This is a genomic window from Limimaricola variabilis, from assembly GCF_014195545.1.
In the GTDB taxonomy this organism is placed as follows: Bacteria; Pseudomonadota; Alphaproteobacteria; order Rhodobacterales; family Rhodobacteraceae; genus Limimaricola; species Limimaricola variabilis.
Window position 1 is genome coordinate 44007 of the sequence record NZ_JACIBX010000012.1, and the last position, 23841, is coordinate 67847.

At 68.1% G+C, this 23841-nt stretch carries 27 protein-coding genes; 12 read left to right on the forward strand and 15 right to left on the reverse strand.

The features are described 5' to 3' along the window. Positions 1-216 precede the first annotated feature (216 nt). Complete coding sequence (locus FHS00_RS14085; RefSeq protein ID WP_183474726.1) at positions 217-813, forward strand: hypothetical protein; 597 nt, start codon at positions 217-219, stop codon at positions 811-813. Between the two features lie 43 nt (positions 814-856). Here FHS00_RS14085 and FHS00_RS14090 read toward each other — a convergent pair whose 3' ends face one another. Then, the gene (locus tag FHS00_RS14090) at positions 857-1834 is read right to left on the reverse strand and encodes a Hint domain-containing protein (protein WP_183474727.1); all 978 of its coding nucleotides are present in this window, start codon (positions 1832-1834) and stop codon (positions 857-859) included. An 88-nt stretch (positions 1835-1922) separates the two neighbouring features. Between FHS00_RS14090 and FHS00_RS14095 the strand changes: the two genes are divergently transcribed. Both FHS00_RS14095 and FHS00_RS14100 read left to right on the forward strand, forming a co-directional pair. Further along, entirely contained in the window at positions 1923-2702 is a 780-nt protein-coding gene (locus FHS00_RS14095; protein ID WP_183474728.1) for an SDR family oxidoreductase, read from the forward strand. A gap of 59 nt (positions 2703-2761) precedes the next feature. Then, positions 2762-3892, forward strand: coding sequence for an ABC transporter ATP-binding protein (locus FHS00_RS14100; RefSeq protein WP_183474729.1), 1131 nt, complete (start codon positions 2762-2764; stop codon positions 3890-3892). Between the two features lie 72 nt (positions 3893-3964). Here FHS00_RS14100 and FHS00_RS14105 read toward each other — a convergent pair whose 3' ends face one another. Continuing rightward, positions 3965-4471, reverse strand: a complete 507-nt coding sequence (locus tag FHS00_RS14105; RefSeq protein WP_183474730.1) for a GNAT family N-acetyltransferase — start codon at positions 4469-4471, stop codon at positions 3965-3967. A 110-nt stretch (positions 4472-4581) separates the two neighbouring features. Then, positions 4582-5253 carry a helix-turn-helix transcriptional regulator gene (locus FHS00_RS14110; RefSeq protein WP_183474731.1) on the reverse strand — a complete coding sequence of 224 codons (672 nt, stop codon included), beginning with the start codon at positions 5251-5253 and terminating at the stop codon, positions 4582-4584. A gap of 162 nt (positions 5254-5415) precedes the next feature. Between FHS00_RS14110 and FHS00_RS14115 the strand changes: the two genes are divergently transcribed. The 4 genes from FHS00_RS14115 to FHS00_RS14130 are packed head-to-tail and all read left to right on the forward strand — an operon-like array spanning position 5416 to position 7853. Next, complete coding sequence (locus tag FHS00_RS14115; RefSeq protein WP_183474732.1) at positions 5416-5646, forward strand: twin-arginine translocase TatA/TatE family subunit; 231 nt, start codon at positions 5416-5418, stop codon at positions 5644-5646. 22 nt (positions 5647-5668) lie between these two features. Then, positions 5669-6157 (forward strand): Sec-independent protein translocase protein TatB, encoded by a 489-nt coding sequence (tatB, locus tag FHS00_RS14120; RefSeq protein WP_183474733.1) that lies wholly within the window; start codon positions 5669-5671, stop codon positions 6155-6157. After that, positions 6154-7014, forward strand: coding sequence for a twin-arginine translocase subunit TatC (gene tatC / locus FHS00_RS14125; protein WP_183474734.1), 861 nt, complete (start codon positions 6154-6156; stop codon positions 7012-7014). Before tatB ends, tatC begins: the two co-directional genes overlap by 4 nt. Further along, complete coding sequence (locus FHS00_RS14130) at positions 7011-7853, forward strand: ATP-binding protein (RefSeq protein WP_183474735.1); 843 nt, start codon at positions 7011-7013, stop codon at positions 7851-7853. Before tatC ends, FHS00_RS14130 begins: the two co-directional genes overlap by 4 nt. Positions 7854-7929: 76 nt before the next feature. Here FHS00_RS14130 and FHS00_RS14135 read toward each other — a convergent pair whose 3' ends face one another. From FHS00_RS14135 to FHS00_RS14155, 5 genes are all read right to left on the reverse strand, one after another. Then, complete coding sequence (locus FHS00_RS14135) at positions 7930-9237, reverse strand: M23 family metallopeptidase (protein WP_183474736.1); 1308 nt, start codon at positions 9235-9237, stop codon at positions 7930-7932. 67 nt (positions 9238-9304) lie between these two features. After that, positions 9305-9946, reverse strand: coding sequence for a protein-L-isoaspartate(D-aspartate) O-methyltransferase (locus FHS00_RS14140; RefSeq protein WP_183474737.1), 642 nt, complete (start codon positions 9944-9946; stop codon positions 9305-9307). Beyond that, positions 9943-10743, reverse strand: coding sequence for a 5'/3'-nucleotidase SurE (gene surE / locus FHS00_RS14145; RefSeq protein WP_183474738.1), 801 nt, complete (start codon positions 10741-10743; stop codon positions 9943-9945). The genes FHS00_RS14140 and surE overlap by 4 nt, the downstream gene beginning before the upstream one ends. A gap of 79 nt (positions 10744-10822) precedes the next feature. Next, on the reverse strand, positions 10823-11476 hold the full coding sequence (locus FHS00_RS14150; protein ID WP_183474739.1) for an SDR family NAD(P)-dependent oxidoreductase: 654 nt from the start codon (positions 11474-11476) through the stop codon (positions 10823-10825). Continuing rightward, complete coding sequence (locus FHS00_RS14155) at positions 11473-12072, reverse strand: hypothetical protein (RefSeq protein ID WP_183474740.1); 600 nt, start codon at positions 12070-12072, stop codon at positions 11473-11475. The genes FHS00_RS14150 and FHS00_RS14155 overlap by 4 nt, the downstream gene beginning before the upstream one ends. A gap of 107 nt (positions 12073-12179) precedes the next feature. Between FHS00_RS14155 and FHS00_RS14160 the strand changes: the two genes are divergently transcribed. After that, positions 12180-12809, forward strand: coding sequence for a biotin transporter BioY (locus FHS00_RS14160; RefSeq protein ID WP_183474741.1), 630 nt, complete (start codon positions 12180-12182; stop codon positions 12807-12809). A gap of 48 nt (positions 12810-12857) precedes the next feature. Beyond that, positions 12858-13328 (forward strand): VOC family protein, encoded by a 471-nt coding sequence (locus FHS00_RS14165; RefSeq protein ID WP_183474742.1) that lies wholly within the window; start codon positions 12858-12860, stop codon positions 13326-13328. Between the two features lie 25 nt (positions 13329-13353). Here FHS00_RS14165 and purF read toward each other — a convergent pair whose 3' ends face one another. Further along, on the reverse strand, positions 13354-14817 hold the full coding sequence (purF, locus tag FHS00_RS14170; RefSeq protein WP_183474743.1) for an amidophosphoribosyltransferase: 1464 nt from the start codon (positions 14815-14817) through the stop codon (positions 13354-13356). A gap of 213 nt (positions 14818-15030) precedes the next feature. Between purF and FHS00_RS14175 the strand changes: the two genes are divergently transcribed. Genes FHS00_RS14175 through FHS00_RS14185 form a run of 3 tightly spaced genes read left to right on the forward strand, consistent with a single transcriptional unit; the run spans position 15031 to position 17581 of the window. Continuing rightward, a complete protein-coding gene (locus FHS00_RS14175) occupies positions 15031-16467 on the forward strand; it encodes a cytochrome ubiquinol oxidase subunit I (RefSeq protein ID WP_183474744.1) in 1437 nt (478 codons plus the stop codon). Beyond that, complete coding sequence (gene cydB / locus FHS00_RS14180; RefSeq protein WP_183474745.1) at positions 16467-17486, forward strand: cytochrome d ubiquinol oxidase subunit II; 1020 nt, start codon at positions 16467-16469, stop codon at positions 17484-17486. Before FHS00_RS14175 ends, cydB begins: the two co-directional genes overlap by 1 nt. Next, on the forward strand, positions 17486-17581 hold the full coding sequence (locus FHS00_RS14185; RefSeq protein ID WP_183474746.1) for a DUF2474 domain-containing protein: 96 nt from the start codon (positions 17486-17488) through the stop codon (positions 17579-17581). The genes cydB and FHS00_RS14185 overlap by 1 nt, the downstream gene beginning before the upstream one ends. 3 nt (positions 17582-17584) lie before the next feature. Here the strand turns inward: FHS00_RS14185 and FHS00_RS14190 are convergent, their stop codons facing one another. From FHS00_RS14190 to FHS00_RS14215, 6 genes are all read right to left on the reverse strand, one after another. Then, positions 17585-18145 carry a CvpA family protein gene (locus tag FHS00_RS14190; RefSeq protein WP_183474747.1) on the reverse strand — a complete coding sequence of 187 codons (561 nt, stop codon included), beginning with the start codon at positions 18143-18145 and terminating at the stop codon, positions 17585-17587. An 8-nt stretch (positions 18146-18153) separates the two neighbouring features. Continuing rightward, entirely contained in the window at positions 18154-19545 is a 1392-nt protein-coding gene (radA, locus tag FHS00_RS14195) for a DNA repair protein RadA (RefSeq protein ID WP_183474748.1), read from the reverse strand. A gap of 88 nt (positions 19546-19633) precedes the next feature. Next, positions 19634-20356 (reverse strand): DNA repair protein, encoded by a 723-nt coding sequence (locus FHS00_RS14200; RefSeq protein ID WP_183474779.1) that lies wholly within the window; start codon positions 20354-20356, stop codon positions 19634-19636. Between the two features lie 192 nt (positions 20357-20548). After that, on the reverse strand, positions 20549-21586 hold the full coding sequence (alr, locus tag FHS00_RS14205) for an alanine racemase (RefSeq protein WP_183474749.1): 1038 nt from the start codon (positions 21584-21586) through the stop codon (positions 20549-20551). A gap of 57 nt (positions 21587-21643) precedes the next feature. After that, positions 21644-22396 (reverse strand): COG3904 family protein, encoded by a 753-nt coding sequence (locus FHS00_RS14210; RefSeq protein ID WP_183474750.1) that lies wholly within the window; start codon positions 22394-22396, stop codon positions 21644-21646. After that, the gene (locus FHS00_RS14215; protein WP_183474751.1) at positions 22393-23697 is read right to left on the reverse strand and encodes a hypothetical protein; all 1305 of its coding nucleotides are present in this window, start codon (positions 23695-23697) and stop codon (positions 22393-22395) included. The genes FHS00_RS14210 and FHS00_RS14215 overlap by 4 nt, the downstream gene beginning before the upstream one ends. Positions 23698-23841: the final 144 nt, after the last annotated feature.

Genomic DNA, 23841 nt, shown 5'->3' on the forward strand with positions numbered 1-23841 from the left:
GAGACAATTGCCGGGATCGAACCGATCTGCCGTCAAGGCATGCTGAGGGTTCAACGCATTCGTCGTCGAGCGGTTCCACGATGTTCGGTGATAAAAGCATATAAATCATACACTTAAGGTGACCATTGCCACAAGTTTGCCACGGTCCATGAGCAACCTGAGGTGGTAAGTGCTGGTGGCGCATGCGCCACCGGCTGCATCTGAAAGGAACGGGTCATGACTTCAATGACCATTCGGACCACGATCGGCATGCTGCTGGTCGGCTCGACGCTCACCGCATGCGGTGAGCCGGATAATCTGGCGTTCCGTGGCGGAGCAGGGACGGACCGCTCGCTCGCGCTCAGTGCCAGTGGCGAAGCAGGCGGTTCCGGCGGAGGATCGACGAACGGCGGCGACACAGGGGGAAGTGCGGGCACCGGTGGTGCGGCAACAGGCTCGGGTAACGGCAGCGCATCGGGCGGTGGAAGCAGCGGCTCCGGCTCCGGCTCCGGCACAGGGTCGGGTGCTGGGTCCGGCTTCGGCGGCTCCGGCGGATCGGGTTCCAGTAGCGGTTCCGGTTCATCCGGCGGTTCCGGCTCGCAGTCCGGAGGAAGTTCGGGCGGGGTAGCGAATGCGGATGCGGACGTCTCTGTCGGCGGCTCGGGCTCCTCAGGCGGCCTGGTCGATGCCGACGTCGATGCCTCGGTCGGCGGCTTGCGCTCGAATGGCGGGTCGCTGCTTGATGCGGATGTCGACCTGTCGGCTGGCAAGGCCAGCAAGACGGGCTCGAAACGGCTCCTCGACGCGCAGGTCGATGTCGGGATCGGGGGCTGAGCGCTTCGCGTGGCATGCGCCGGGCCGCTTGCCGCGGCCCGGCCTACAATCCCGAGGCGCGCCGCAAGAGGGCCACGGCCTCGCCCCCCGAGACCAGCCTTTCGCTGACTTCGTAGTCGAGATGGCGCGGCGTCGGATGCGCGGAGAGATCATCGGGCAAGGCGCCACGGTTGCGGTGGTCGATCAGCAGGGACTCCGCGGCAATCCCCTCGGCATAGACAATCTGGTGCGAGTCGAAGACGAGTTGGAAGTAATCGACGAAGCCGCCTTCGCGCTGCTGCACGCTGTCACCGTTGATCAGGTGACGTACCTTGACCAGAAGCTCGGCTCGACCGGCGCCGAGCCGATCCTCGCGCTGCCAGACGAAGACCCGGTGATCGGGGCTCAGCAACAGGTCGCGCGCGTTGTGCAGGGCCCCTTCGCGGATCAGCACCGGGGCGAAGCGTCCGGTGGCGCGCAGCGTCGTCTGGCCGATCCAGCGTAGCGGCTGCGGTCCGTCGTCGCGGGTCAGAACACGGTCGCCGGGGCGAAGATTCTCGACCGGCACCTGCGCGCCACTGGCGAGGGCGATATGGGTGCCGCGAGTGAAGGACACGCAGGTCACTTGGGCCAGGCGTTCGGTGCCCGCATGCCGGTCGATCCCGACCAGCCGATACTCTCCCTCGGGTTCCAGCCGTCCCAGCGGCAGCAGATAGATCGCCACGGCATGGCCGTCCTCGACCTCGACGAGGATGATCGCCTCGCCGGAGGCGCCGCTCTTGGCCATCAGGGTCAGGCAGCTGTCGAGATGCAGGATACGCCCGGGCTTCTCGGCGGCGCTGCCGGACAGGATCCGGAACCCGCCTGCGGCCTCGGGCCGGACGCTGATCTGCCGCAACCGCGCGTCGGTGGAGAGGCGATAGACATCGCCCGGCACGAGATCGTCGGCGAAGCTCAGCGCCTCGCCGCGGGCCACGCCCTGCACCACCCGGAAGGCCCCGGCCTCGTAGACGCCGAGCTGCTGCACTTGGTCATCATCCATCCGCGCGCTTCCCCTCCGCAGTCACGGGCATCATTGCCCGGGGTCCGGACCGATGCTAGGCCATCCGGGTAAACAGGGAGGTTATCTGATGGATCTGGGCATCAGGGGCAAGCGGGCGTTGGTCTGCGCGTCGTCCAAGGGCTTGGGCCGTGGCTGCGCCGAGGCGCTGGCCGAGGCGGGCGTCGATCTGGTGATGAACGCGCGCGGCGCCGAAGCGCTGGAGCAGACCGCGCAGGAGATCCGCGACCGGTTCGGTGTCGAGGTCACGACCGTCGCCTGCGACGTGACCACCCCGGAGGGGCAGAGCAAGGTCATCGAGGCGGCGCAGGGCGTCGACATCCTCGTCACCAATGCGGGCGGCCCGCCGCCGGGTATGTGGACCGATTGGGACCGCGAGGATTTCATCCGCGCGCTCGACGCCAACATGCTCACCCCGATCGCGCTGATGAAGGCGTTGGTGCCGGGGATGATGGAGCGCGGCTGGGGCCGCGTGGTCAACATCACCTCGCAATCGGTGAAGACGCCGATCGCAGTGTTGGGCCTGTCCAACTCGGCGCGTGCCGGCCTGACCGGCTTTGTCGCCGGTACCTCGCGGCAGGTGGCCCATGCGGGCGTGACGATCAACAATCTTCTGCCCGGCATCCATGATACCGACCGCGCGGCCTCGCTCGATGGCGGCGTCTCCCAGAAGGAAGGCATCAGCGTCGAGGATGCGCGCCGCAAGCGCGAGGCGACAATCCCGGTCCGGCGCTATGGCACCGCAGCCGAATTCGGCGCCACCTGCGCCTTCATGTGCTCGCAGCATGCCGGGTTCATGGTGGGGCAGAACGTGCTGCTCGACGGCGGCGCGGGCAACCAGACCATGTGACTTGCGGGCGGGAGGCGGGATTGCTAGGGCAATCCGACGTATTTGATCGGGATTTGACCTTGTTCGAGACCGCCCCTCCCGCCCGGACCACCGCCGCGCAGACCGCGCCCGCACCGCGCCTCGAGATCCGCGACCTGACCCGTGTGTTCGGGGGCCGCGAGGTGGTGTCGGGGGTGTCGCTCAAGGTGATGCCGGGGCAGGTGACCTGCCTGCTCGGGCCGTCGGGCTGCGGCAAGTCGACGACGCTGAGGATCATCGCCGGGGTCGATCGGCAGGATGCGGGCGGCGTCTATGTCGATGGCGCGCCGATCTCCGAAGGCGCGCTGCACGTACCGCCGGAATCGCGCGGCATCGGGCTGATGTTTCAGGATTTCGCGCTGTTTCCGCATCTCGACGTGGCGCGCAATGTGGGCTTCGGTATCAAGGGCAGCAAGGCCGAGATCCGGACAAGGGTCGAGACGCTGCTCGACAAGGTGGGCATGCGCCGCCACATCGACCGCTATCCGCATGAATTGTCGGGCGGCGAGCAGCAGCGCGTGGCCTTGGCGCGGGCGCTGGCGCCCAGCCCGCGCATCCTGCTGATGGACGAGCCGTTCTCGGGCCTCGACGACCGGCTGCGCGACGACATCCGCGACGAGACCTTGGGCGTGCTCAAGGCCGAGGGGACGGCGGTGCTGCTGGTCACTCACGAGCCCGCCGAGGCGATGCGCATGGCCGATGAGATCGCGTTGATGCGCGACGGCCGGGTGGTGCAGCACGGTGCGCCTTACAACATCTACAACGCGCCCAAGGACCGCGAGGCGGCGGCGTTCTTCTCGGACATCAACGTGATCGAGGGCGTGGTACAGGGGGCCCTGTGCGACACCCCCTTTGGCGATTTCCTGACGCCGGGCCTGCCCGACGGCACCGAGGTCGAGATCGTGATCCGGCCCCAGCACCTCAAGATCGATTTCGACCGGCAGGGGCGTGGCCCGAACCCCACCGCACGCGAAGGCACACCCGCCGCCGGGACGGTGGAGCGGTCGCGGTTCCTCGGCGCGTCGAGTCTCGTGGAGTTTCGCATGGACCACGACAACGAGATCCTGCGCGCTTCCGTGCCGTCGGTCTTCCTGCCCAAGCCCGGCACGCGGCTGTGGCTGATGATGCGCCGCGACCGCTGCTTCGTCTTTCCCAAGCGACGCCGAGGCTGACGCTCCGGGCGCCGCGTATCAATGCGCTGGGCCGACCGGGGCGGAGTTTGGATGCAAGGTTTCTAGCGGCTCTCAGAAGCTGTAGCGAAAGACCTCGTTCGGATAGCTCTGGTCCCCGATCTGGAACTGTGTGGTTCCGATCCTCTCGAAGCCTTGGGATCGGTAAAATCCTATCGCCCGCATGTTCTCCGCATTCGTCGTCAGCCAGATCGACGGGCTGCCGGTCGGACGTGCGTGGCACAAAGACGCCTCCAGAAGGGCTCGGCCGATGCCTTTGCCGTGGTGCCGCGGCTGAACGTAGAGCGTGGACAGCTCCATGGTCGAGCGCGGGTCGAGCGGTGCCGTTTTGCCCGAGCTGACACGGGCGAAGCCGTCGATCCCGTCCGCGTTCATGGATACGATGACATGCTCGTCGGGGTCGTCGAGCCAGGCGCGGTATCTTTCCGGGGTGAACTGGGTCAGCGCGTAATCCGCAAAGAAACCGTTTACGCCGTTGCGGATATAGGTGCCCAGCCAGACTTCGATGGAAAGGGCCGCGAGGCTCGACGCGTCGGCCGCCTGTGCAGGTCTGAGGTTCATGGCGGCCCCTTGGGTGTGAGCGATGCGCTGCTTTTCTGCGGCACCGCGGCAAGAGGCAAGTTCCGCGCGCTGAACTTCGGGCAGATCATCCGCTCCCAATCCTCCGAGCCCTATGCCCGCGCGCCCCGCGCGGCCTCGAGGTCGGCGAGCATGCGCCCCGGCTCGTCCACGAAGAGCTGTGGCAGCACCTTGAGCGCGGCGATACGATCGACCCGCAGCTCGGCGAAATCGCGCGTGGTCTCATTCCAGCCGGTCAGCGTCCACACCCGTCCCCAATAATCGAGCCGCAGCGGTCGCAACACATGGGTGACCGGTGCATCGCGCATCGTCACCTGCAGCTTTTGCCGCGCTCGGATCGCGGCGCGCAGGCTGCCCATGTGCCGGAAGCCCGTCACGGCATCGCCCAAGGGGGGCGTGGCAAAGCTCCAGCCGCCGGCGCGGTCGCGATCCTCGGGCAGAACGGCATCGATCCGCCCCGAAAGCGACAGCGCGGCGGCGCGCAGCTCGGCATCCTCGGCACGCGCCACTGCCGCGAGCCCCAGATGCAGCGCTTCCAATTCGGTCATCGTCAGGTTCAGCGGCGGCAGGGTGACGGCGGCGGTGGCCCGGTAGCCCAGCCCCCGGCGCCCCTCGATCGGCACGCCCGAGGCGATCAGCCGGTCCATGTCGCGATAGACCGTGCGCGCGGAGACGCCGAGCCGTTCGGCCATGTCTTCGGCGCGGTGCAGCCGTCCGTCGCGCAGGATGCGGATCATCTCGACGAGGCGGTCGGAGCGGGGCATGGCGGTTCTCCTGTCGCGGTCTGGATGCGCTCCTGACAGTTTCGTGTCAAGAAAAGCGCTGCCTTTCACCGCTTGCGCTCTTTCGTAGCGGGGCGGGTCGGCGTATCTCGGGGCTGCGAGACAAGGCGCGGCCCCGAGGGCCGCCGGAATGGGAGACACGCCATGCTCAACAATATCGGCCTGCCGGGCCTGCTTCTGATCGCCGTCGTGGTGCTGGTGCTGTTCGGACGCGGCAAGATTTCCTCGCTGATGGGCGAAGTCGGCAAGGGCATCACCGCCTTCAAGCGCGGCGTCGACGACGGCAAGCGCGAGATCGACGACCAGTCCAAGACCGTCAACGAGGCGGGCACCGTGCACGAGCCGGGCACCGTCGAGGACAAGGACCGGGCCTGAGCCCAAGACAGGATAGACCGACATGTTCGATCTGGGCTGGAGCGAGCTTCTGCTGATCGGGATCGTGGCACTGATCGTGGTCGGTCCCAAGGACCTGCCCGGCATGTTCCGCGAAATCGGTCGCTTCACCGGCAAGGCCAAGGCCATGGCGCGGGAGTTCTCGCGTGCCATGGAAGATGCCGCGGACGAGAGCGGCATGCGCGACATCCAGAAGACCATCAAGGCCGCCGCCGATCCCAAGAGCTTCGGGACCGATGCGCTGAAGAAGAACTTCAAGTCGGGCAGCGACAAGCCGCTTTCCGAGGAGCGGGCCGAGACGCGTCGCAAGGTGGAGGAGGCTGCCGCCAAGGCCGCGACCGAACGGCAGGCACGTGCCGCCGCCGCGCCGACCGAGGAAGAACTGGCCGATCTCGAGCCGGAGTTCGAGCCCGAGCCGATCAGCGCCCCGGCCAAACCGCTGGACGACCCCGCGCCCGCTGCCCCCGCGCGAAAGGATGAGACGTCATCATGACCCCTCTCGACGAGATCGAGGACAGCTCGGCCCCGCTGATCGAGCATCTGGCCGAACTCAGGTCGCGACTGATCCGCTCACTGCTTGCCTTCGTGGCGGGCATGGTCGTGTGCTTCACCGTCTGGAACCCGATCTTCGACTTCCTGACCCGACCGCTTTGCGCTGCCATGGCGACGCGCGGGCAGGAGGATTGCGGGCTGATCCTGATCGCGCTGCAGGAAGGCTTCTTCGTCGCGGTGTCGATCTCGATGCTGGGCGGGCTGGTGCTGGCCTTCCCGGTGATCTCCTACCAGATGTGGCGTTTCGTGGCACCGGGGCTCTACAAGTCCGAGAAGGGCGCCTTCCTGCCCTTCATGATAGCCTCGCCCTTCATGTTCTTCCTCGGCGCGTCCTTCGCCTATTACGTCGTGACGCCGCTGGCCTTCGACTTCTTCCTCGGCTTCCAGCAGCCCGGCAGCCTGGTCGAAGGGCCCGATGCCGAAACCGCCGTGGCAGGCATTGCCTTCCAGGGTTCGGCCCAAGCCTATCTGGCGCTCACCATCAAGTTCATCGTGGCCTTCGGGCTGTGCTTCCAACTGCCCGTCCTGCTGACGCTGATGGGCAAGGCGGGGCTGGTCTCGGCGAAGGGGCTGGGCAGCGTGCGCAAATACGCAGTCGTGGCGATCCTGCTGCTCGCCGCCGTCGCCACGCCGCCCGACGTGGTGAGCCAGGTGATCCTGTTCACCGTGGTCTATGGCCTCTACGAGGTGTCGATCCTGCTCGTCGCCCGCGTCGAAAAAAAGCGCGAAGCGCGGCTCCGGGCCGAGGGGCTGTGGGTCGAGGATGAGGACGAGGATGACGAGGAGGCCGTGAAATGAGCCAGGACGCGCTCGACCGTATCGCACTGGCGCTCGAACGGATCAGCCCGCCGCCGCAGCCGGCGCCCAGCCTGCGCGGCGCGCCGGCCTATATGTGGCAGCCCGATCCCGACCGCATGGTCGCGGTGCCGAAGGTGAGCCGGGTCGATCTCGACCTGCTGGTCGGCATCGATCGGGCGCGCGACACGCTCCTGGCCAATACCCGGCGGTTCGCCGCCGGGCTTCCGGCCAACAACGCGCTGCTCTGGGGCGCGCGGGGAATGGGAAAGTCGAGCCTCGTCAAGGCCGTTCACGGTTCGCTCCAGTCCGAGTTCCCGCAGCTCAAGATCGTCGAGGTGCAGCGCGAGGATCTGGCCTCGATCGACCGCTGCCTATCGATCCTGCGGGCCGCACCGCAGCGCTTCATCCTGTTTTGCGACGACCTGTCCTTCAGCCATGACGACGCGCATTACAAATCGCTCAAGGCGGTGCTCGACGGGGGCATCGAGGGGCGGCCCGAGAACGTGGTGCTCTATGCCACCTCGAACCGGCGCCACCTGATGCCGCGCGAAATGATCGAGAACGAGCGCTCCACCGCGATCAGCCCCTCCGAGGCGGTCGAGGAGAAGGTGTCGCTGTCGGACCGGTTCGGTCTCTGGCTCGGGTTCCACCCCTGCGATCAGGACGAGTTCCTGTCGATGATCCGGGGCTATTGCGATGCCTTCGGGCTGCAGATCGACGACGCGCGGCTGCGCGCCGAGGCGATCGAATGGCAGGCGACGCGGGGCGGCCGCTCGGGCCGGGTCGCATGGCAGTTCTTCACCGATCTTGCCGGGCGCGAAGGCATCCGGATCGGTTGACCTGACGCCGGACCGAACGACGAAAGGGCCGCTCCTCGGAGCGGCCCTTTCGAGTGTTGGGATCCCGTCCGGGCGATCAGGGCAGGTAGTTGGTCGGGTCCTGGCTCTCCATGCCCTTGCGCACTTCGAAATGCAGCAGGCTGGGCGAGCCGGCCTTTACCTTGCCGATGGTCTGGCCCTTGGAGACCGACGCGCCACGCTCGACGGTCAGGTCGACTACGTGGGTATAGACCGTGAGCAGTTCGTCGGGATGGCGGATCACGACGATCTGGATGCCTTCGGTGTTGGTGGTGATCGCCGCCACGGTGCCGGCGGCGGCGGCCTTTACCGCGCTGCCCGCCGGGGCGCCGATGTCGATGCCGTCGTTGCGGCCCCTGGCGTAGGCGCGGATGATGCTGCCCTGCGCCGGCATTGCCATGGCCGATGGCTTGGGCGCCGATTGCTCGGCCACGGGCTGCGGCGTGGGCGCCGGGGCAGGCGTCTGGGGCGCGCTGGGCGTCGCGGCGGCGACCGGGGCCGGACGTTCCTCGGGCAGCGGCGCCGAGGCCGAGGGCGGGGTCGGCGTCGGGCTGCCCTGACCGGGCTGCGTCACCGGGGCGGGGGCAGGCGCCGCCGGTGCGGGGGCCGCCGAAGCGGTCGCGGCGGCGGCCGGCGGGATCAGCAGGAACTGCCCCTCGCGCACCGCGAGGTCCGAGCCCAGCCCGTTCCACTCCGCGAGGCTGCGCACCGGCACGTTGTAGAGTCGCGCGATCGAATAGGCGGTCTCGCCGCGCCCGACCTGATGCCGCACCGGCTCTTGACCCGTGGGCTGCACAGGGCGGACCGCCGGGGTCGAGCTGGCGGTGGCACTGGCGGCCGGTGTCTGCGGGGCCGGAGCCGGGGTCGGGAAGGAAGGCTGCGCCTGCGGCGAGGCACGGTCAATCGCCGCGCCTGCCAGCGTGGTGACGTCGATCCGGCCGGTGCTGACTGGCGGCGTGCCGGTGTTGGACGGGGTGATCGGGCCGGTAACGGTGGCGCCGGTGGCAGGCGACGGTTCGGCCACGCGGCTGGGCAGGGCGATCACTTCGCCACCGCGCAGGCCCGCATTCGCGGCGATGCCATTGTAGCGTGCCAGCGCTGCCGGCTCGAGGCCGAGCCGGTTTGCCAGGGTCACGACGCTGTCGCCCTCGCGCGCAACTGCGACCTGGTAATTGGGGTAGGAGATGACACCGCGATCATCGGGCTGGGGCCGGGGCGCGGGGTTCAGAGCTGCGGCCGAGGTGTCGAAGCCATTGCCCATGTCGCGCAGGTCCGGGTCGAAGGGCTCCGCGCAAGCCGCCAACAGCGCCAGCGCCGTGGAGCAAGACAGCAGGCGCCACGCCCGGCGGAGTGATGTGTTCTGCATCGATCTGACCTCGTTTCCCGATTTCCCCCGTGTCGTCCGGGGGTTTCATGCCTGTGGGCGCGTGCCCTCAATCCTGACCCAGCCCCTCGACGAGGGGCACGAAACGCACAGCGCGCAGCTCCTCGTAATCGAAGCCGGTTTCGTTCCGCGTCACCCGGATCAGGCTCTGCACCGTATCCGACTGCCCGACCGGAAGCACCATGATACCGCCCACCCGAAGCTGCGCCAAGAGCGGCCCCGGAGGATCCTCCGCGGCGGCGGTCACGATGATGCGGTCGAAGGGTGCCTGCTCCGGCAGCCCGTGCGAGCCGTCGGCGGTGATCGCCGTGATGTTGGGCAGGTCCAGTTCCGTGAAGATCGTGCGGGCCTCGGCGACTAGGCTGCGAAACCGGTCGATGGTGTAGATCCGGCGGCCCAGATAGCTCAGGATCGCGGCTTGGTAGCCCGAGCCACAGCCGACCTCGAGCACCTTGTCGCGCGGCTGCACGTCGAGCGCCTGCGTCATCAGCCCCACCACCGAGGGCTGGGAGATGGTCTGACCGCAGGCGATCGGCAGCGGCATGTCGGCATATGCCCGTTCTGCGAACAGGCCCTTGACGAACCGGGCGCGGTCGATCTTTTCCATCGCGTCGAGCACCCGCGCATCCGTCACTCCGTGCGACCGCAGCGCATAGAGGAACTTCATCTTGGCGTCGGCGTCGAAGCTCATGCCACGGCATCTCCGAGCGCGGCGCTCACCGCGTCGAGCGCGTCATGGGCGGTCAGGTCGGCGCGCATCGGCACCACCGAGATGTAGCCGTCCAGATTGTCCTGCGCGTCGGTGCCGGGGCCGGTCGGGACGTCCTGCCGCCCGCCACGCACCCACAGGAACCGCCGCCCGGACGGGGAGACATGCGGCTCGACCCCGAAGCTGGTCTCGCGGCGGAAGCCCTGCCGCCCGACCTTCAGCCCGCGCACCTCGGCCGCCGGCAGAGCGGGGAAGTTGACGTTGTAGAACAGCCGGTAATCTGCATCCGCGTCCCAGATCCCATGGTCGAGCAGGCGCCGTACCGTCGCGGCGCCGTGCCGGCGGGCCGCGTCGAACGGGTCGTCGCGTCTCGCATTGCCGGGGCCGTAGAACTGCGACAGCGCGATCGCGGGCAGCCCGTGCAGCGCTGCCTCCATCGCGCCGCCCACCGTGCCGGAATACATGGCGTTCTCGGCGGCGTTGTTGCCGCGGTTGACGCCGGAAAGCACAAGGTCGGGGCGGCCGTCGGCCAGCACGTCGTGCAACCCGGCCATCACGCAATCCGCTGGGCTGCCCTCGGCCGCGAAACGGCGCGGGCCCAGCTCGGCGATCATCGTGGGATGAGTGTAGGAGATGCAATGGGCCACGCCCGACTGCTCGAAGGCGGGGGCCACGACCCAGACCTCGCCGGAGGGGCCGGCGATCTCGGCGGCGATCTCCTCGAGCACCTTGAGCCCGGGCGCGTTGATGCCGTCGTCATTGGTGATGAGAATACGCATGCCGGGCCCCCTTTGGCCCCTTGTTACGGGAGCCGCCGGGATGCGGCAAGCGCTGCGCGCGGCAGGCGCGCCGGGGCGCTCAGTCCGCCAGGATTTCGGGCAGCAGCCGCGCCGCCTCGGCCCGAATGTCGGCCAGCGGCGTGCGGTCCTCGCCGGGGTAGAACCGGGCGCGGGTCGCAGTGGGCATCGGGTGCGGGGCCAGGATGCGCACCTGCGGTCCGGTCTTCACCGTCTCGGCCTGCCAGCTCCGCGCCAGCGCCATCTGACCGGCCTTGGTCGAGCCGTAATGACCGAAGAATTTCTCGCCGCCCATGGGGTCGTCGAAGAACACCGCCCGCCCGTCCTGGCCCAGAAGCGGCGCGACATAGGCGATCAACCGCGCCGTGGCGCGCAGGTTGGTGGCGATGGATCGGTCGAGATCCTTGTCGGCCAGATGCGGCGCCGGGGCGAGGGGGCCTGCGTGGATGGCGGTGTGCACCCACATCGACAGCCCGCCCCAGCGGTCATGGATCGAGCGGCAGAGCTGCTGCATCGCTTCCGGGACTGTGATGTCCATCGGTGCCAGCGTCGCCTGGCCGCCGGCGGCGCGGATCCGGTCGTCGAGTTCTTCGAGCGCACCGGTCGTGCGACCCACAGCGACGATGTGGCGGCCCGGCGCCAGCGCCTCGGCCAAGGCGGCGCCGAGGCCGCGGCTGGCGCCGGTGATCAGGACGGGCTTGGCGGTATCGGTCATGCCGGGGTGTCTCCTTGGGTCGCGTTGTGGCGGCGCGCCAGTTCAGCGCGAGCGGCGGCGAGATCGCCTTGTGCGCCGATCCAGCTGGTGAAGCGCTCGAAATCGGCCTCGATCGTCTCCAGCCGCATCGTCATCACGTGGCGGCGGGTGGCGAGGAAGGCCTCGATATTGGCGGTGACGGTCTCGACATGGTCCCGGCACTGCTCGATCAGCGAAGCCTTCGGCTCCCGCCAGCGGGTGTGGGTCAGCACGTCCTGCCGCCATGCGCGCATGATGCCCTGATTGGCGCGACGCGCGAAGCTCTGTGCCACCGCCTCAGCATCTCGGGTCAGGTGCACATAGGCCGCACGGTCACCAATGTCGCGGCCGATCCGCCCCAGATACCAGCTCAGCCGGTTGTCGATCTCGATGTGGCGCGACGGGTAGGAGAGCCGAGCCGGGCCGACCAGATGAGTCCGGCTTTCATGCGCCGCGCTCCAGCCGTCGAGATGCGCGCAGGCCCGCGCCAACGTCGTCGAGCCGCAGCGCCCCGTGCACAGCACGAGCACGAGGTCCGGGCGCTCCGGCGCAGAAAGGGGGGACGGATGGTCGATCATTTGCCCTGCATTTGAAGCATTATCCCCGGCCCGGCAAGGCCTGCGCGCTTGACCCGAGGGGGGCTGCCGATGACCCTGACCCGGCATCAAGATCGAGGAGCGGCCTCATGAACGGAACGCGCGTACTGGTCCGAACCCTCTGGAAAGAGAGCCTGTTCGTCCCGGTCGGGATCGCGCTGGGCGGGGCGCTGCTGGTGGGGCTGGCGGCGCAGATCGACGTGCCGATGTATCCGGTGCCGATGTCGCTCCAGACCTTTGCCGTCTCGGTGATCGGCCTGCTTTGTCGGCCGATGCTGGCGGCGGTGACTCTCCTCACCTACCTGGCGCTGGGGGCGGCGGGGCTGCCGTTGTTCGCCGGTGGCAATAGCGGCCTTGCGGCGCTTTCCGGGCCCACGGCGGGCTATCTGTGGGGCTTCGTCGGCATGGCATGGATGACCGCATGGCTGGTTGGCCGGTTGCGGCGGCACAGCTTTGGTGCCCTGTTCGTCGCGGCCTTCCTGCCGTCTCTGGCGCTTTTGGTGCCGGGTGTTCTGTGGCTCGCGGCGAGCACGTCGCTGACGCTCGGCGCTGCCGTGATGACCGGCGCGGTGCCGTTCCTCGTCGGCAAGCTGGTGAAGACCACGCTCGCGGTGCTCGTGGCGCGGCTGGTCGGGGCCGAGTTGGAGCGGCGCGGGGTGCCGCCCTGGCATGGGCGGCGGATGACCGCTCAGCCGGAAGCGCCGCCTCGCGGCGGTTGAGACAGGGGCCCCCGCGGCATGTAGCCTTGCCGAAAGGGAGGCACGCGCATGGGGTGGTCGCCGCAGCGGACATGTCTTTGGTTCTACGGCCAGTGCGAGGAGGCGGCGTCGTTCTACGTCACGCTTCTGCCCGACAGCCGGATCGACGAGATGTTGCGCCGACCCGATGACGAGGTGGCGACCGTGGTCGCCTTCACGCTCGGCGGCGCGGCCTATCTGGCGCTCGATGGCGGCCCGCATCTGCGATTGACCGAGGCCGTGCCGATTTCCCTGATGACGCGGGATCAGGCCGAGACGGACCGCCTGTGGGCAGCGCTGACGGCGGATGGCGGGGAAGGCGGCCGCTGCGGCTGGTTGCGTGACCGCTTCGGCCTGTCCTGGCAGATCCTGCCCGAGGCGTTGCCGCACATGCTCGCCCGCGCCAGCCGCGACGCGGCCGGGCGCATGGCCGAGGCGATGATGGAAATGGGCCGCATCGACATCGCGGTGCTGGAAGCGGCGGCGCGGGAGGCCGAGTGAGGCCTCCGCCGCGCCGCGCGCGATCTCACTCGGCGGCGGTCTTGAGCTGGAAGCCCTTGTCGACCATGTCCGCCGGCACCACCGGATAGTCGCCAGAGAAGCAGGCGTCGCAATAGCGCGGCGCCTTGGGATCGCGGCCCTCGGACACGCCGACCGCGCGGTAGAGGCCGTCCAGCGAGATGAACTTGAGGCTGTCCACGTCGAGATGGCGGCGCATCTCCTCCTCGCTCATATGCGAGGCCAGCAGCTTCTCGCGCTCGGGCGTATCGACGCCGTAGAAGCAGGGCCACGCGGTCGGCGGGGAGGCGATCCGGAAATGCACCTCGGCTGCGCCCGCATCGAGGATCATTTCCTTGATCTTGCGCGAGGTGGTGCCGCGCACCACCGAGTCGTCGACGAGGATCACCCGCTTGCCGCGAATGAGCGCGCGGTTGACGTTGAGCTTGAGCCGCACGCCCATGTTGCGGATCTGCTCAGAGGGTTCGATGAAGGTCCGGCCCATATACTGGTTGCGGATGATCCCCATGCCGTAGGGAATGCCGCTCTCATGGCTGTAGCCGATCGCCGCGGGCGTGCCTGAATCGGGCACCGGGCAGACCAGATCGGCCTCGACCGGGGCCTCGCGGGCCAGCTCGACACCGATCTGGCGCCGCGTTTCATAGACCGAGCGGCCGCCGAGGATGCTGTCGGGGCGCGAGAAATAGACGTGCTCGAAGATGCAGAAGCGCGAGGCGCGGTTCTTGAAGGGGAAGTTGCTCTCGACGCCCTTGGGGGTGATCACCACCATCTCGCCCGGCTCGATCTCGCGCACCAGCTCGGCGCCGACGATGTCGAGCGCGCAGGTTTCCGACGATAGCACCCAGCCATCGCCCAGCTTGCCGAGCACCAGCGGGCGCACGCCCAGCGGGTCGCGGCAGCCGATCAGCTTGGTACGGGTCATCGCGACGATCGAGAAGGCGCCCTCGCATTTGCGCAGCGCTTCCTCCATCCGGTCGGGGATCGAACGGCCCATCGAGCGCGCCATCAGGTGGATGATGCATTCGGTGTCCGAAGAGGACTGGAAGATCGAGCCACGCTCGATCAACTCGCGGCGCAGCGCGGCGGCGTTGGTCAGGTTGCCGTTATGGGCCACGGCGGCGCCGCCCATCGAGAATTCGCCGAAGAAGGGCTGCACGTCGCGGATCGCGGTCTGGCCCTTGTGGCCGGAGGTCGAGTAGCGGACATGGCCGATGCCGAGCGTGCCGGGCAGGGTTTCGAGCACCTCGCGCGAGGTGAAGTTGTCGCGCACGTAACCCATCCGGCGGGCCGAGCAGAAGCCGGCTTCGGGGTCGTGGGTGACCATGCCGGCGGCTTCCTGGCCGCGATGCTGCAGGGCGTGCAGCCCGAGCGCGAGGAAGTTCGCGGCGTCCGCGACGCCGATGACGCCGAATACGCCACATTCCTCCTTGAGCTTGTCGTCATCGAAGGGGTGGGCGGGGAAATCGCGCATCTGGCTGGCTCCGAATCCGGTGCGTTGCGGGGTCCGTTTACGACCTCCGCGTCCGAGTGTCACGAAAGGATCATATCATCCTTTCCGTCGGGTCGCCCAATGCCCAATCCAGCGGCGCAGCGCAAGCCGGACCGCGTGCCGCAGGGTCACGATGTCGCGTTGTCAGGGGCAGATAGGTCCCTAAGTCAGGGTCAAGGCACAAGGAACCCGGCCATGGACACCTTTCTCGGCTTCGACGCGGTCATGCTGGCGCGGATGCAGTTCGGCTTCACCGTCGCCTTCCACTTCATCTTTCCGGCGGTCTCGATCGGGCTGGCAAGCTTTCTCGCGGTGCTCAACGGGCTGTTCCTGTGGACCAAGGACGAAGCCTATCTGCGGCTGTTCAAATACTGGCTGAAGATCTTCGCCATCACCTTCGCCATGGGCGTCGTGTCGGGCATCACCATGTCCTACCAGTTCGGCACCAACTGGTCGGTGTTCTCCGACATCGCCGGGCCGGTGATCGGCCCGCTCATGGCCTACGAGGTGCTGACCGCCTTCTTCCTCGAGGCCGGGTTCCTGGGGATCATGATCTTCGGCCGCGACAAGGTGGGGCCGGGGTTGCACATGTTCGCCTGCCTGATGGTCGCGGTGGGCACGGCGATCTCGGCCACCTGGATCCTGTCGGTGAACTCGTGGATGCAGACGCCGCAGGGCTTTGCCGTGGCGGAGAACGGCCAGTTCGTGCCCGAGGACTGGTGGGCGATCATCTTCAATCCGTCCTTTCCCTACCGCCTCGCGCATACGCTGACCGCGGCCTATCTCACCACCGCCTTCATCGTCGGCGGGGTCGGGGCGTGGCACCTGCTGCGCGGGCAGCGCGAGAATCCCGGCGTGCGCACCATGTTCTCGATGGCGATGTGGATGGCCGCCATCGTGGCGCCAGTCCAGATCTTCCTCGGCGATGCGCATGGTCTCAACACGCTCGAACACCAGCCCGCCAAGGTCATGGCGATGGAGGGGCATTTCGAGAGCCATCCCGACGGCGCGCCGCTCTACCTCTTCGGCATTCCCGACCAGGAGGCGCAGGAGTTGAAATACGCGGTCGGTATCCCGAAGTTGTCCTCGCTGATCCTCAAGCACCACCTCGACGCCCCGCTCGACGGGCTCGATACCATCCCGCGCGACGAGCAGCCGCCCGTGGCGGTGGTGTTCTGGAGTTTCCGGGTCATGGTCGGGATCGGCTTTGCCATGCTGGGGATCGGGATGTGGTCGCTCTGGGCGCGGTTTCGGAAGCGGCTTTTCGAAGCGCCTTGGCTGCATCGCGCGGCGCTGGTGATGGGGCCCTCGGGGCTGGTCGCGGTGATCGCGGGATGGATCACCACCGAAGTCGGGCGGCAGCCCTACGTGGTCTATGGCGCGCTCAGGACCGCCGAGGCGCATTCGCCTCTGGGCGCCAGCGCGGTGGGGGCCTCGCTGATCGCCTTCGTGGTGATCTATTTCGTCATCTTCGGCGCTGGCGTCGCCTATATCCTCAAGCTCATGCACCATGCACCAGCGCTGGGCGAGCGGGGCGTGCGCGTCGAGCCGGGCCCGATCCGCACCGCCGGCGTGACGCCGCAGAACCAGATGCGCGAAAGTGGCCATGACATCGCCCCGGAGACCCCGTGATGTTCTACTCCATCGACCTCACCATCGCCTGGGCCCTGCTGCTGGCGTTCTCGGTCTTCGTCTATGTCGTGCTGGACGGCTTCGATCTCGGGATCGGCATCCTCTACCCGTTCTTCCGGGAGAAGTCGGACCGGGACATCATGATGAACTCGGTCGCACCGGTCTGGGACGGCAACGAGACATGGCTCGTGTTGGGCGGCGGCGGGCTCTTCGCCGCCTTCCCGATGGCCTATGCCATCATCATGCCGGCGGTCTATCCGCCGATCATCGCGATGCTGCTCGCGCTGATCTTCCGAGGCGTCGCTTTCGAGTATCGCTGGCGCGCCAATTCGCGCCTGTCCAAACGGGCTTGGGACGCGGCCTTCATCGGAGGCTCGGTCACGGCGGCGCTGGCGCAGGGGATCATCCTCGGTGCCTTCCTGCAGGGGATCGAGGTCGAGGGCCGCGCCTATGCGGGCGGCTGGTGGGACTGGCTCACCCCGTTCTCGATCCTGTGCGGCGTGGCGGTGGTGGCGGGTTATGCTTTCTTGGGAGCCTGCTGGCTCAACATGAAGCTCGAGGGCGAGATCCAGCACCGGGTGCGGATCATGGCGCGTGGCTTCTTCGTGGCGACGATCATCGGCATCGCGGCAGTCAGCCTTGCCACACCGTTCCTTGGCGCGGGCTACGCTGCGCGCTGGTTCGACTGGCCGCAGATCGCGTTGACCGCGCCGGTGCCGATCCTGATCGCCGGGATTGCGCTGCTGCTGTTCCGTACGCTGTTCCACCCCGAACGCGACCGGCTGCCCTTCATCCTCGGGCTGGTGCTGTTCGCGCTGTGCTTTCTGGGCTTGGGGATCTCGATCTGGCCGTTGGCGGTGCCGCAGGAGATCACCCTGTGGGAAGCAGCCGCACCGGCCAAGAGCCAGCTCTTCATGTTCGTGGGCGCGATCGTGCTGGTGCCGATCATCCTCGGCTACACCGCCTACGCCTACTGGGTCTTCCGCGGAAAGCTCGACCCGGAGAAGGGCTACCACTGATGCTGCAGCGGGTGCTTTGGTTCATCGCGCTCTGGGCGATGGGGGTCGGGGTTGTCGGCGCGGTGGCCTATGCCATCCGCGCCGTCATTCTCTAGGGATCAGGCCGGCGCGCCGCAAAGGCCGACGAGCTGCTCGTATTGCAGCGTGACCCAGGCCAGCGCCGCCTGCGGTTCCTCGGTCGAGAAGCTTTCGGTGATCTGGCCGAACACCGCCGCGGCGCGACTATTCTCGACCATCGGGATCTGCTGCGCCGAGAGGATCACCTCGTAGACGAAGAAGCCCACCGCGACGAGCAGGATGCCGCGTGCCACGCCGAACAGGAAGCCGAGGCCCTGGTCGATGCCGCCCAGCGCCGAACGCTGCACCGCGCCGGAGAAGACCGGCGTGAAGATCGAGAAGATGACCAGCGCCACCGCGAAGACCACCGCGAAGGCGGCGATGATCGACAGCTCGCAGCTGTCACCGATGAAGTCGCCGACGACCGGGATCTGCCGCACTAGCGGCCGCACCTGGTCTGCAAAGATGAAGGCGAGGATCGTCGCGCCGATCCAGCCGGCGATGGCGAGCGCCTCGCGCACCAATCCGCGCGAATAGGCGAGAAGCGCCGACACCACGACGATGAGCGCGACGATGCCGTCGATGATCGTGAAACTTTCCATGAGAGCCCTTATTCCCGTTCGCCCGGCGCCAATCCGAACACCGTGTCGACGAAGCCTGGCAGGTCGCGCATCTCGCGCAGCTCCAGCCCGGCCGCCATCTCCGCCGCCGCGCGGCGCTTGGGGCGCTGTGGCAGGATCGCCTGCGTGAAACCAAGTTTCGCGGCTTCTTTCAACCTGTTTTCCATCTGCGCCACGGGCCGCACCGCCCCGGAGAGAGAAATCTCGCCGAAGATCGCGCAGTCGACCGGCAAGGCACTGTCCTCGCGGGCCGAGATCAGTGCCGCGGCGACCGCGAGATCGGCGGCGGGCTCCGTGATCCGGAGGCCGCCCGCGACGTTGAGATAGACGTCGAGACCGGAGAAAGAGACGCCGCACCGGGCCTCCAGCACGGCGAGGATCATCGCCAGTCGGCCCCCGTCCCAGCCCACGACCGAGCGCCGGGTCTGGCCCGGCGCAGCGGGCGAGACCAGCGCCTGGATCTCGCACAGGATCGGGCGTGTGCCTTCGATGCCGGCGAAGACGACCGAGCCGGGTGCCGCAGTGTCGCGCTCGGAGAGGAACAGCGCCGAGGGGTTCTTGACCTCGGCGAGCCCCTTGCCAGTCATCTCGAACACGCCGATCTCGTCGGCCGGGCCGAAGCGGTTCTTGTGCGCGCGCAGGATACGGAACTGGTGGCCGCGCTCGCCCTCGAAGTAGAGCACGCAATCGACCATGTGCTCGACCACGCGGGGACCCGCCAGCGTGCCTTCCTTGGTGACGTGGCCCACCATGATGACCGCGATGCCGCGGGTCTTGGCGAATGTCGTCAGCTCATGCGCGGCGGTGCGCACCTGGCTGACCGAGCCGGGCGCTGCCTCGACCTTGTCGGACCACATGGTCTGGATCGAATCGATGATCACGAGGTCCGGCCGCTCGGCGTCGAGTGTGGTCAGGATGTCGCGCAGGTTGGTCTCGGCCGCGAGCGTGACCGGGCTTTCGGTGAGGCCGAGGCGCTGGGCGCGCATCTGCACCTGCGCCGCCGATTCCTCGCCGGTGACGTACATAACCTTGAGGCCGCCCCTGGCAAAGCGGGCCGCGGCCTGCAGAAGCAGGGTCGACTTACCGATGCCGGGATCGCCGCCCACCAGAAGCGCCGATGCCGCGACGAGGCCGCCGCCAAGCACCCGGTCGAGTTCGGCAACGCCGGACACGGTGCGGGGTGGCGCCTCGGGGGTGGAGGCAAGATCGGTCAGCACCAACTTGCGGCCGCGTTGCGCGCCGAGCGCCTTGGCGCCCGGACCCGCGGTCAGCGGTGCCTCTTCCTGAATGGTGTTCCACGCGCCGCAGGCGTCGCAGCGCCCCGACCATTTCGAATGGGTCGCGCCGCATTCGGTGCAGACGTAAGCAAGATCCTTGGCCATGGGGTCTTTTCACCGATCGGGGCGGGACGAGCAATGGCCCGGCGCAGCGCGCCGGGCCATGAATGTTCACCTTGCGTTGACCCGATTATTACTCGGCCGCGGGCTTCATGTTGACCACTTTGGGCGCGTCCTCCTCCGGAGTGTGGCTGTCGCGCTTGGTGGCATCGTAGCCCAGTTCCGGCAGGATCTCGCGCAGCTGGTCGTCGAGCTGGGCCAGCTGGCTGGCGACGACGCTTTCCTCCAGCTCGACCTGGTCGGACCAGCGCTTAAGCTCGCGGCAGATATGCAGCGCCTCGATGATGCGCTCCTGCTGGCGCTCGGCGTCCTCTTGCCGTGCGGCGAGGAATTTCTTGGCGCGGGCGACCTTTTCGTCCGAGTAGATGTCGGCAAGCTCGCGGGCCTGCTCGCCCATCTGGGCCGCGACCTCCATCACCTCGTGCTCGAGATGACCGAGATCGGGGTGATCACGCAGGAAGGCAAGCCGTTCGCGGACCGCGTCGAACTCAGACGACATGGTGAAGACACCGGCCCGATCGGCGGTGTGCGCGACATGGTAGGCGCGCGCCACGTCGTTCATCGAGATGCGGAAGTTGCGGTGGCTGTTTTCAAGCGCGAGGACCCGGCCTGAGGACGGCAGGAAGAACACCAGCGTCACGAGCAGGGTGGTCAGGAAGATCTGGAGCGCCATCCCGGCCCACGGCACGGCGGTCTCGCCGAACCGGGCGGTCAGTTCGAGCCAGGGCAGATAGCCCAGCGCGGCGGCAATGGTCGCGGCCAAGGCAGCGGCGGCGGCGATCGCGAGGACCGCCATGGCGATCAGCTGCAAGGCACGTGTGGCGAGGGCGGCAGGGCTGGACTTTGGCACGAGCGGTCTCCGGCACGAATGTGTCAGTTTCCACTCTAACCTCGGCGGCTCCTTGCCGGTTCCTGAAAGGACGTCATCACGGTGAATTGTGATGCGATTGTCGTCAAATTTGATCCAAGCGGCCCTTGGCCGCCCTGATCAGGCCGGATTCTCGAGGCGAACGTAGCGTCGACCCAGCGAGGTGAGGACCTCATAGCCGATCGTGCCGGCATCGCGCGCCAGCGAATCGACGCCTTGGTGCGGACCGAGCAGGGTCAGGTAGGCCGGATCGCCATCGAGATCGGTGACGTCCACGGTGATCAGGTCCATCGAGACCCGACCGACGAGCGGGCAGGGCGTGTCGCCGTGCCAGAAGGTGGCCTTGCCGGACAGCGACCGGATCAGCCCGTCCGCATAGCCGCCGGAGATCGTGGCGATGCGGCTCGGCCGGTCGGCCTGCCAAGAGTTGCCATAGCCGACCACCTCACCGGCCACGAGATCGCGGCACTGGACCACGGGCAGGTCGAGCCGGACCACCGCTTGGGCGTCCTCAAAGGGCAGCCCGCCATAGAGGCCGATGCCCGGGCGGGTCATGTCGAAATGGTAATCGGGACCGAGCAGAATGCCGCCGGTGGCCGAAAGCGAACGGGGCACGCCCAGCCCGTCGGTCATCTGCCGGAAGATGTCGAGCTGGTAGGCGTTCATCTCGTGGTCCGGCTCGTCGGCGCAGGCGAGATGGCTCATCAGCCAGAGCGGCCCATTGTCGAGGGCGATCGGCGCGGCTTCGGCCCAATCCGCCCATTCGAAGCCGAGACGGTTCATCCCGGTGTCGAGCTGGATGCCGAAGGGGTGGCCCGGCAGGGCCTCCATGTGGCGCGCCAGCTGATTGATCGAGTTCAGCATCGGGATCAGCCCGGCTTCGCTCAGGCGGCGGGCGTCGCCCTCCATATGCCCTGCAAAAACGTAGATTTCGGCTTCGGGTCCGACCGCACGACGGACGGCGGCGCCTTCTTCTGCGACCGCGACGAAGAACCGCCGGGCCCCGGCTTCGGCCAGCTTGCGGGCGACGCGTCCTGCGCCCAGCCCGTAGCCGTTGGCCTTGACCACGGCGCCGGTTTCGCAACCGGTCATGGCGTCAAGCGCGCGCCAATTGGCGGCGAGCGCGTCGAGATCGATGGTAAGGGCGCCAGTGCTCATGCCCTGCCTTGTGACAGAGGCGCGCGTCGCGTCAAGAGGCTGCCCGGCGGCGCCGCGTCAACCGGCGGGTGCGGGCGTCTCGACGATGCCGTAGCGCTCCAGCTCCTCCGGCAAGAGCAGGTAGATCTCGTCCGGGGGCGTGGCGAGCGCGTGGCGCATCAGCGCCGGGTCGATCCCCATCTCGATGAGATAGCCCATTACTTCGGCCTGACCCCGCTGGATGTCCTCGACCGCAAAAATGGCGGGCAAGGCGACGTTCTGGTCGAAGTAGTGCTGGTGCACACCTACCATTGCGCCATCCTCCAGCCGCCGCGTGGCACCCCCGGCGAGGATGTAGGGGCAGGCAGAGAGGCAGACGGCGCCGGTTCGCATGGCGGTGTCGAAGCCGCCGGCTCGCAGAGCCCGACCGATCTTCAGCGCGTCGGTGACCGAACCACCGGGGCTGTCGAGCCATATGGTGATGTCCGCCTCATCGCGGCGTTCGAGCCTCTCGGCCAGCCGGGCCGCGTCGCCTGGCGCGATGCGGCCCCATAGATGCAGCCCGTCCTCCACCGCTTCGATCTGAAGCCGCTCGGGCATGTCGGCGGTGTCGGGCAGCGGCGTGCCATCGGGCCGCTGCCTGACCGGCAGCTGGTCGGGGCGAAAGCGGCGGGTCTGGTCGCCGGGGCGGGCCGGTTCGGTCAGCTGGGGGGCGGTGGAGGGCCAGGCGATGCGGGGCAGGGCCCGGCTCAGATCGCCGCTGAAGAGCAGCGCCCCGAGCGCGATCTCGGCCGCGAGCACCGCCGCGAGCCAGCGGCGCGGCCCGCTCATTCGGCCGGCCGCGCGATCTCGACCGGCTGGGGCCGGTCGCTCGGCGGCTCCGCGCCGGTTTCCTCTCGTACGAGCGGCCCGTCTGGCGCCGCCGCCTCGATATCGCGCAGTGCCAGCAGCGCCCCGCGCAGCTCCGCGAGCGTCATCCGTTCCTCGACCGCCACACCCTCGCGGCCCGAGCGCATCGCTGCCTGCGCGACCGCAACGATCAGCACGAGCACGGCCGGCAGCAGGTCGATGGCGATCGCACCGGCCCAAGAGGGCACGAAGTTGCGGGCATAGAGTATGACCGCGTCCGCGGCAGAGATTGGCGTATAGGTGGTGTCGGCGGGCGGGGGCATCGCGATCACCGTCTCGGCCGCGCGGCGCAGGGTCTCGGCCCGCTGGCCCAGTACGGTCAGGACCGAATCTATGGTCGCCTGCTGTCCGGACCGCGCCGCGTCGTCGCCACCGTCGAGCTGCGGTAGCACCACCGAGGCGGACAGGTCGCTGGCCGCGCGGACCACGAGGGGCGCCACAGACAGCTGACGAAGCGTCGTGATGACGCCTGCGAGCCGCACTGCCTCTTCGGAGAACTCGACCGAACGGGCCTCGACCGGTCCGGGCTCGACGGTGAGCGCGCGCATCCGGCTGAGGATCGCGTTCCCCTCGGCGAAAGCCGCGTCGAGCAGCGGCTGCTGGCTGGCGATTTGCGCTTCGAGCGCGGAGAGCTCGTCGGATTTCTGGCGCAGCAGGCGAAACACCGCCCCGCGACCGGCAAAGCCCGATAGCCCGCCGCTGGCTTCCTGTTCGCCCAGATCCTCGAAGCTGCTGCGAACCCGGGCGACATCGCGACCCAGCCCTTGCGCCGAAACGGCTATGGTGTTCGCCCGTTCCAGCGCGCCTTGATAGCTTTGAACCGTGGTTGCCAGATGCTGTTCGACCGCCGCCGCCCCGGCAAGCGCCGCGGCGTTGAGCCAAGACGACATCGCCACGATTGCCAGCGATCCCAATGCCATGGAGGCGGCGAGCCCGATCCGGGACCCGGCCGAGCGCATCGCGGGCAAAAGGCGCAGCATGTAGGACCAGAACACGAAGATCCCGACCGAGACCGCGATCGAATAGGCCATCGCCGCGAAGACCGAGAGCGCGCCGGTATCGTCGAGCAGCGTCGAGACGCCGAGATAGGTGTAGATGCCGCTGGCCACCGACAGTACGCCCAGCGCCGTGCCGGTGAAGCTGTCGAGCCAATCGAGATGTCCCTCGATCTCGCGCGCATGGCGCAGGCCCCGCGCCGCGGCACGGCCTCGCTCCTCATCCATGATCGGCCCCCCTGTGATCCGCCATGCAGCCTAGATCGGCCGAGCCGGAATGCGAAGTCCGCCGCCATCACGACTCGGCCATTCACCTAGGGTTAACCATGCGCCCGCCGCAATGCCGCCATGCGTGCGGCTTGACACGACTCA

Coding starts and splice junctions, on each gene's coding strand:
- FHS00_RS14150 (WP_183474739.1), bottom strand. CDS start 11,476: ATGACCGATACCGCCAAGCCCGTCCTGATCACCGGCGCCAGCCGCGGC.
- FHS00_RS14155 (WP_183474740.1), bottom strand. CDS start 12,072: ATGATCGACCATCCGTCCCCCCTTTCTGCGCCGGAGCGCCCGGACCTC.
- FHS00_RS14190 (WP_183474747.1), bottom strand. CDS start 18,145: ATGGAAAGTTTCACGATCATCGACGGCATCGTCGCGCTCATCGTCGTG.
- FHS00_RS14215 (WP_183474751.1), bottom strand. CDS start 23,697: ATGGATGAGGAGCGAGGCCGTGCCGCGGCGCGGGGCCTGCGCCATGCG.
- FHS00_RS14200 (WP_183474779.1), bottom strand. CDS start 20,356: ATGGCGGTCCTCGCGATCGCCGCCGCCGCTGCCTTGGCCGCGACCATT.
- FHS00_RS14185 (WP_183474746.1), top strand. CDS start 17,486: ATGCTGCAGCGGGTGCTTTGGTTCATCGCGCTCTGGGCGATGGGGGTC.
- tatC (WP_183474734.1), top strand. CDS start 6,154: ATGACCCCTCTCGACGAGATCGAGGACAGCTCGGCCCCGCTGATCGAG.
- FHS00_RS14210 (WP_183474750.1), bottom strand. CDS start 22,396: ATGAGCGGGCCGCGCCGCTGGCTCGCGGCGGTGCTCGCGGCCGAGATC.
- FHS00_RS14140 (WP_183474737.1), bottom strand. CDS start 9,946: ATGAGCTTCGACGCCGACGCCAAGATGAAGTTCCTCTATGCGCTGCGG.
- FHS00_RS14130 (WP_183474735.1), top strand. CDS start 7,011: ATGAGCCAGGACGCGCTCGACCGTATCGCACTGGCGCTCGAACGGATC.
- FHS00_RS14160 (WP_183474741.1), top strand. CDS start 12,180: ATGAACGGAACGCGCGTACTGGTCCGAACCCTCTGGAAAGAGAGCCTG.
- FHS00_RS14135 (WP_183474736.1), bottom strand. CDS start 9,237: ATGCAGAACACATCACTCCGCCGGGCGTGGCGCCTGCTGTCTTGCTCC.
- FHS00_RS14095 (WP_183474728.1), top strand. CDS start 1,923: ATGGATCTGGGCATCAGGGGCAAGCGGGCGTTGGTCTGCGCGTCGTCC.
- surE (WP_183474738.1), bottom strand. CDS start 10,743: ATGCGTATTCTCATCACCAATGACGACGGCATCAACGCGCCCGGGCTC.
- FHS00_RS14105 (WP_183474730.1), bottom strand. CDS start 4,471: ATGAACCTCAGACCTGCACAGGCGGCCGACGCGTCGAGCCTCGCGGCC.
- FHS00_RS14175 (WP_183474744.1), top strand. CDS start 15,031: ATGGACACCTTTCTCGGCTTCGACGCGGTCATGCTGGCGCGGATGCAG.
- FHS00_RS14085 (WP_183474726.1), top strand. CDS start 217: ATGACTTCAATGACCATTCGGACCACGATCGGCATGCTGCTGGTCGGC.
- FHS00_RS14165 (WP_183474742.1), top strand. CDS start 12,858: ATGGGGTGGTCGCCGCAGCGGACATGTCTTTGGTTCTACGGCCAGTGC.
- purF (WP_183474743.1), bottom strand. CDS start 14,817: ATGCGCGATTTCCCCGCCCACCCCTTCGATGACGACAAGCTCAAGGAG.
- alr (WP_183474749.1), bottom strand. CDS start 21,586: ATGAGCACTGGCGCCCTTACCATCGATCTCGACGCGCTCGCCGCCAAT.
- FHS00_RS14115 (WP_183474732.1), top strand. CDS start 5,416: ATGCTCAACAATATCGGCCTGCCGGGCCTGCTTCTGATCGCCGTCGTG.
- radA (WP_183474748.1), bottom strand. CDS start 19,545: ATGGCCAAGGATCTTGCTTACGTCTGCACCGAATGCGGCGCGACCCAT.
- FHS00_RS14090 (WP_183474727.1), bottom strand. CDS start 1,834: ATGGATGATGACCAAGTGCAGCAGCTCGGCGTCTACGAGGCCGGGGCC.
- FHS00_RS14110 (WP_183474731.1), bottom strand. CDS start 5,253: ATGCCCCGCTCCGACCGCCTCGTCGAGATGATCCGCATCCTGCGCGAC.
- cydB (WP_183474745.1), top strand. CDS start 16,467: ATGTTCTACTCCATCGACCTCACCATCGCCTGGGCCCTGCTGCTGGCG.
- tatB (WP_183474733.1), top strand. CDS start 5,669: ATGTTCGATCTGGGCTGGAGCGAGCTTCTGCTGATCGGGATCGTGGCA.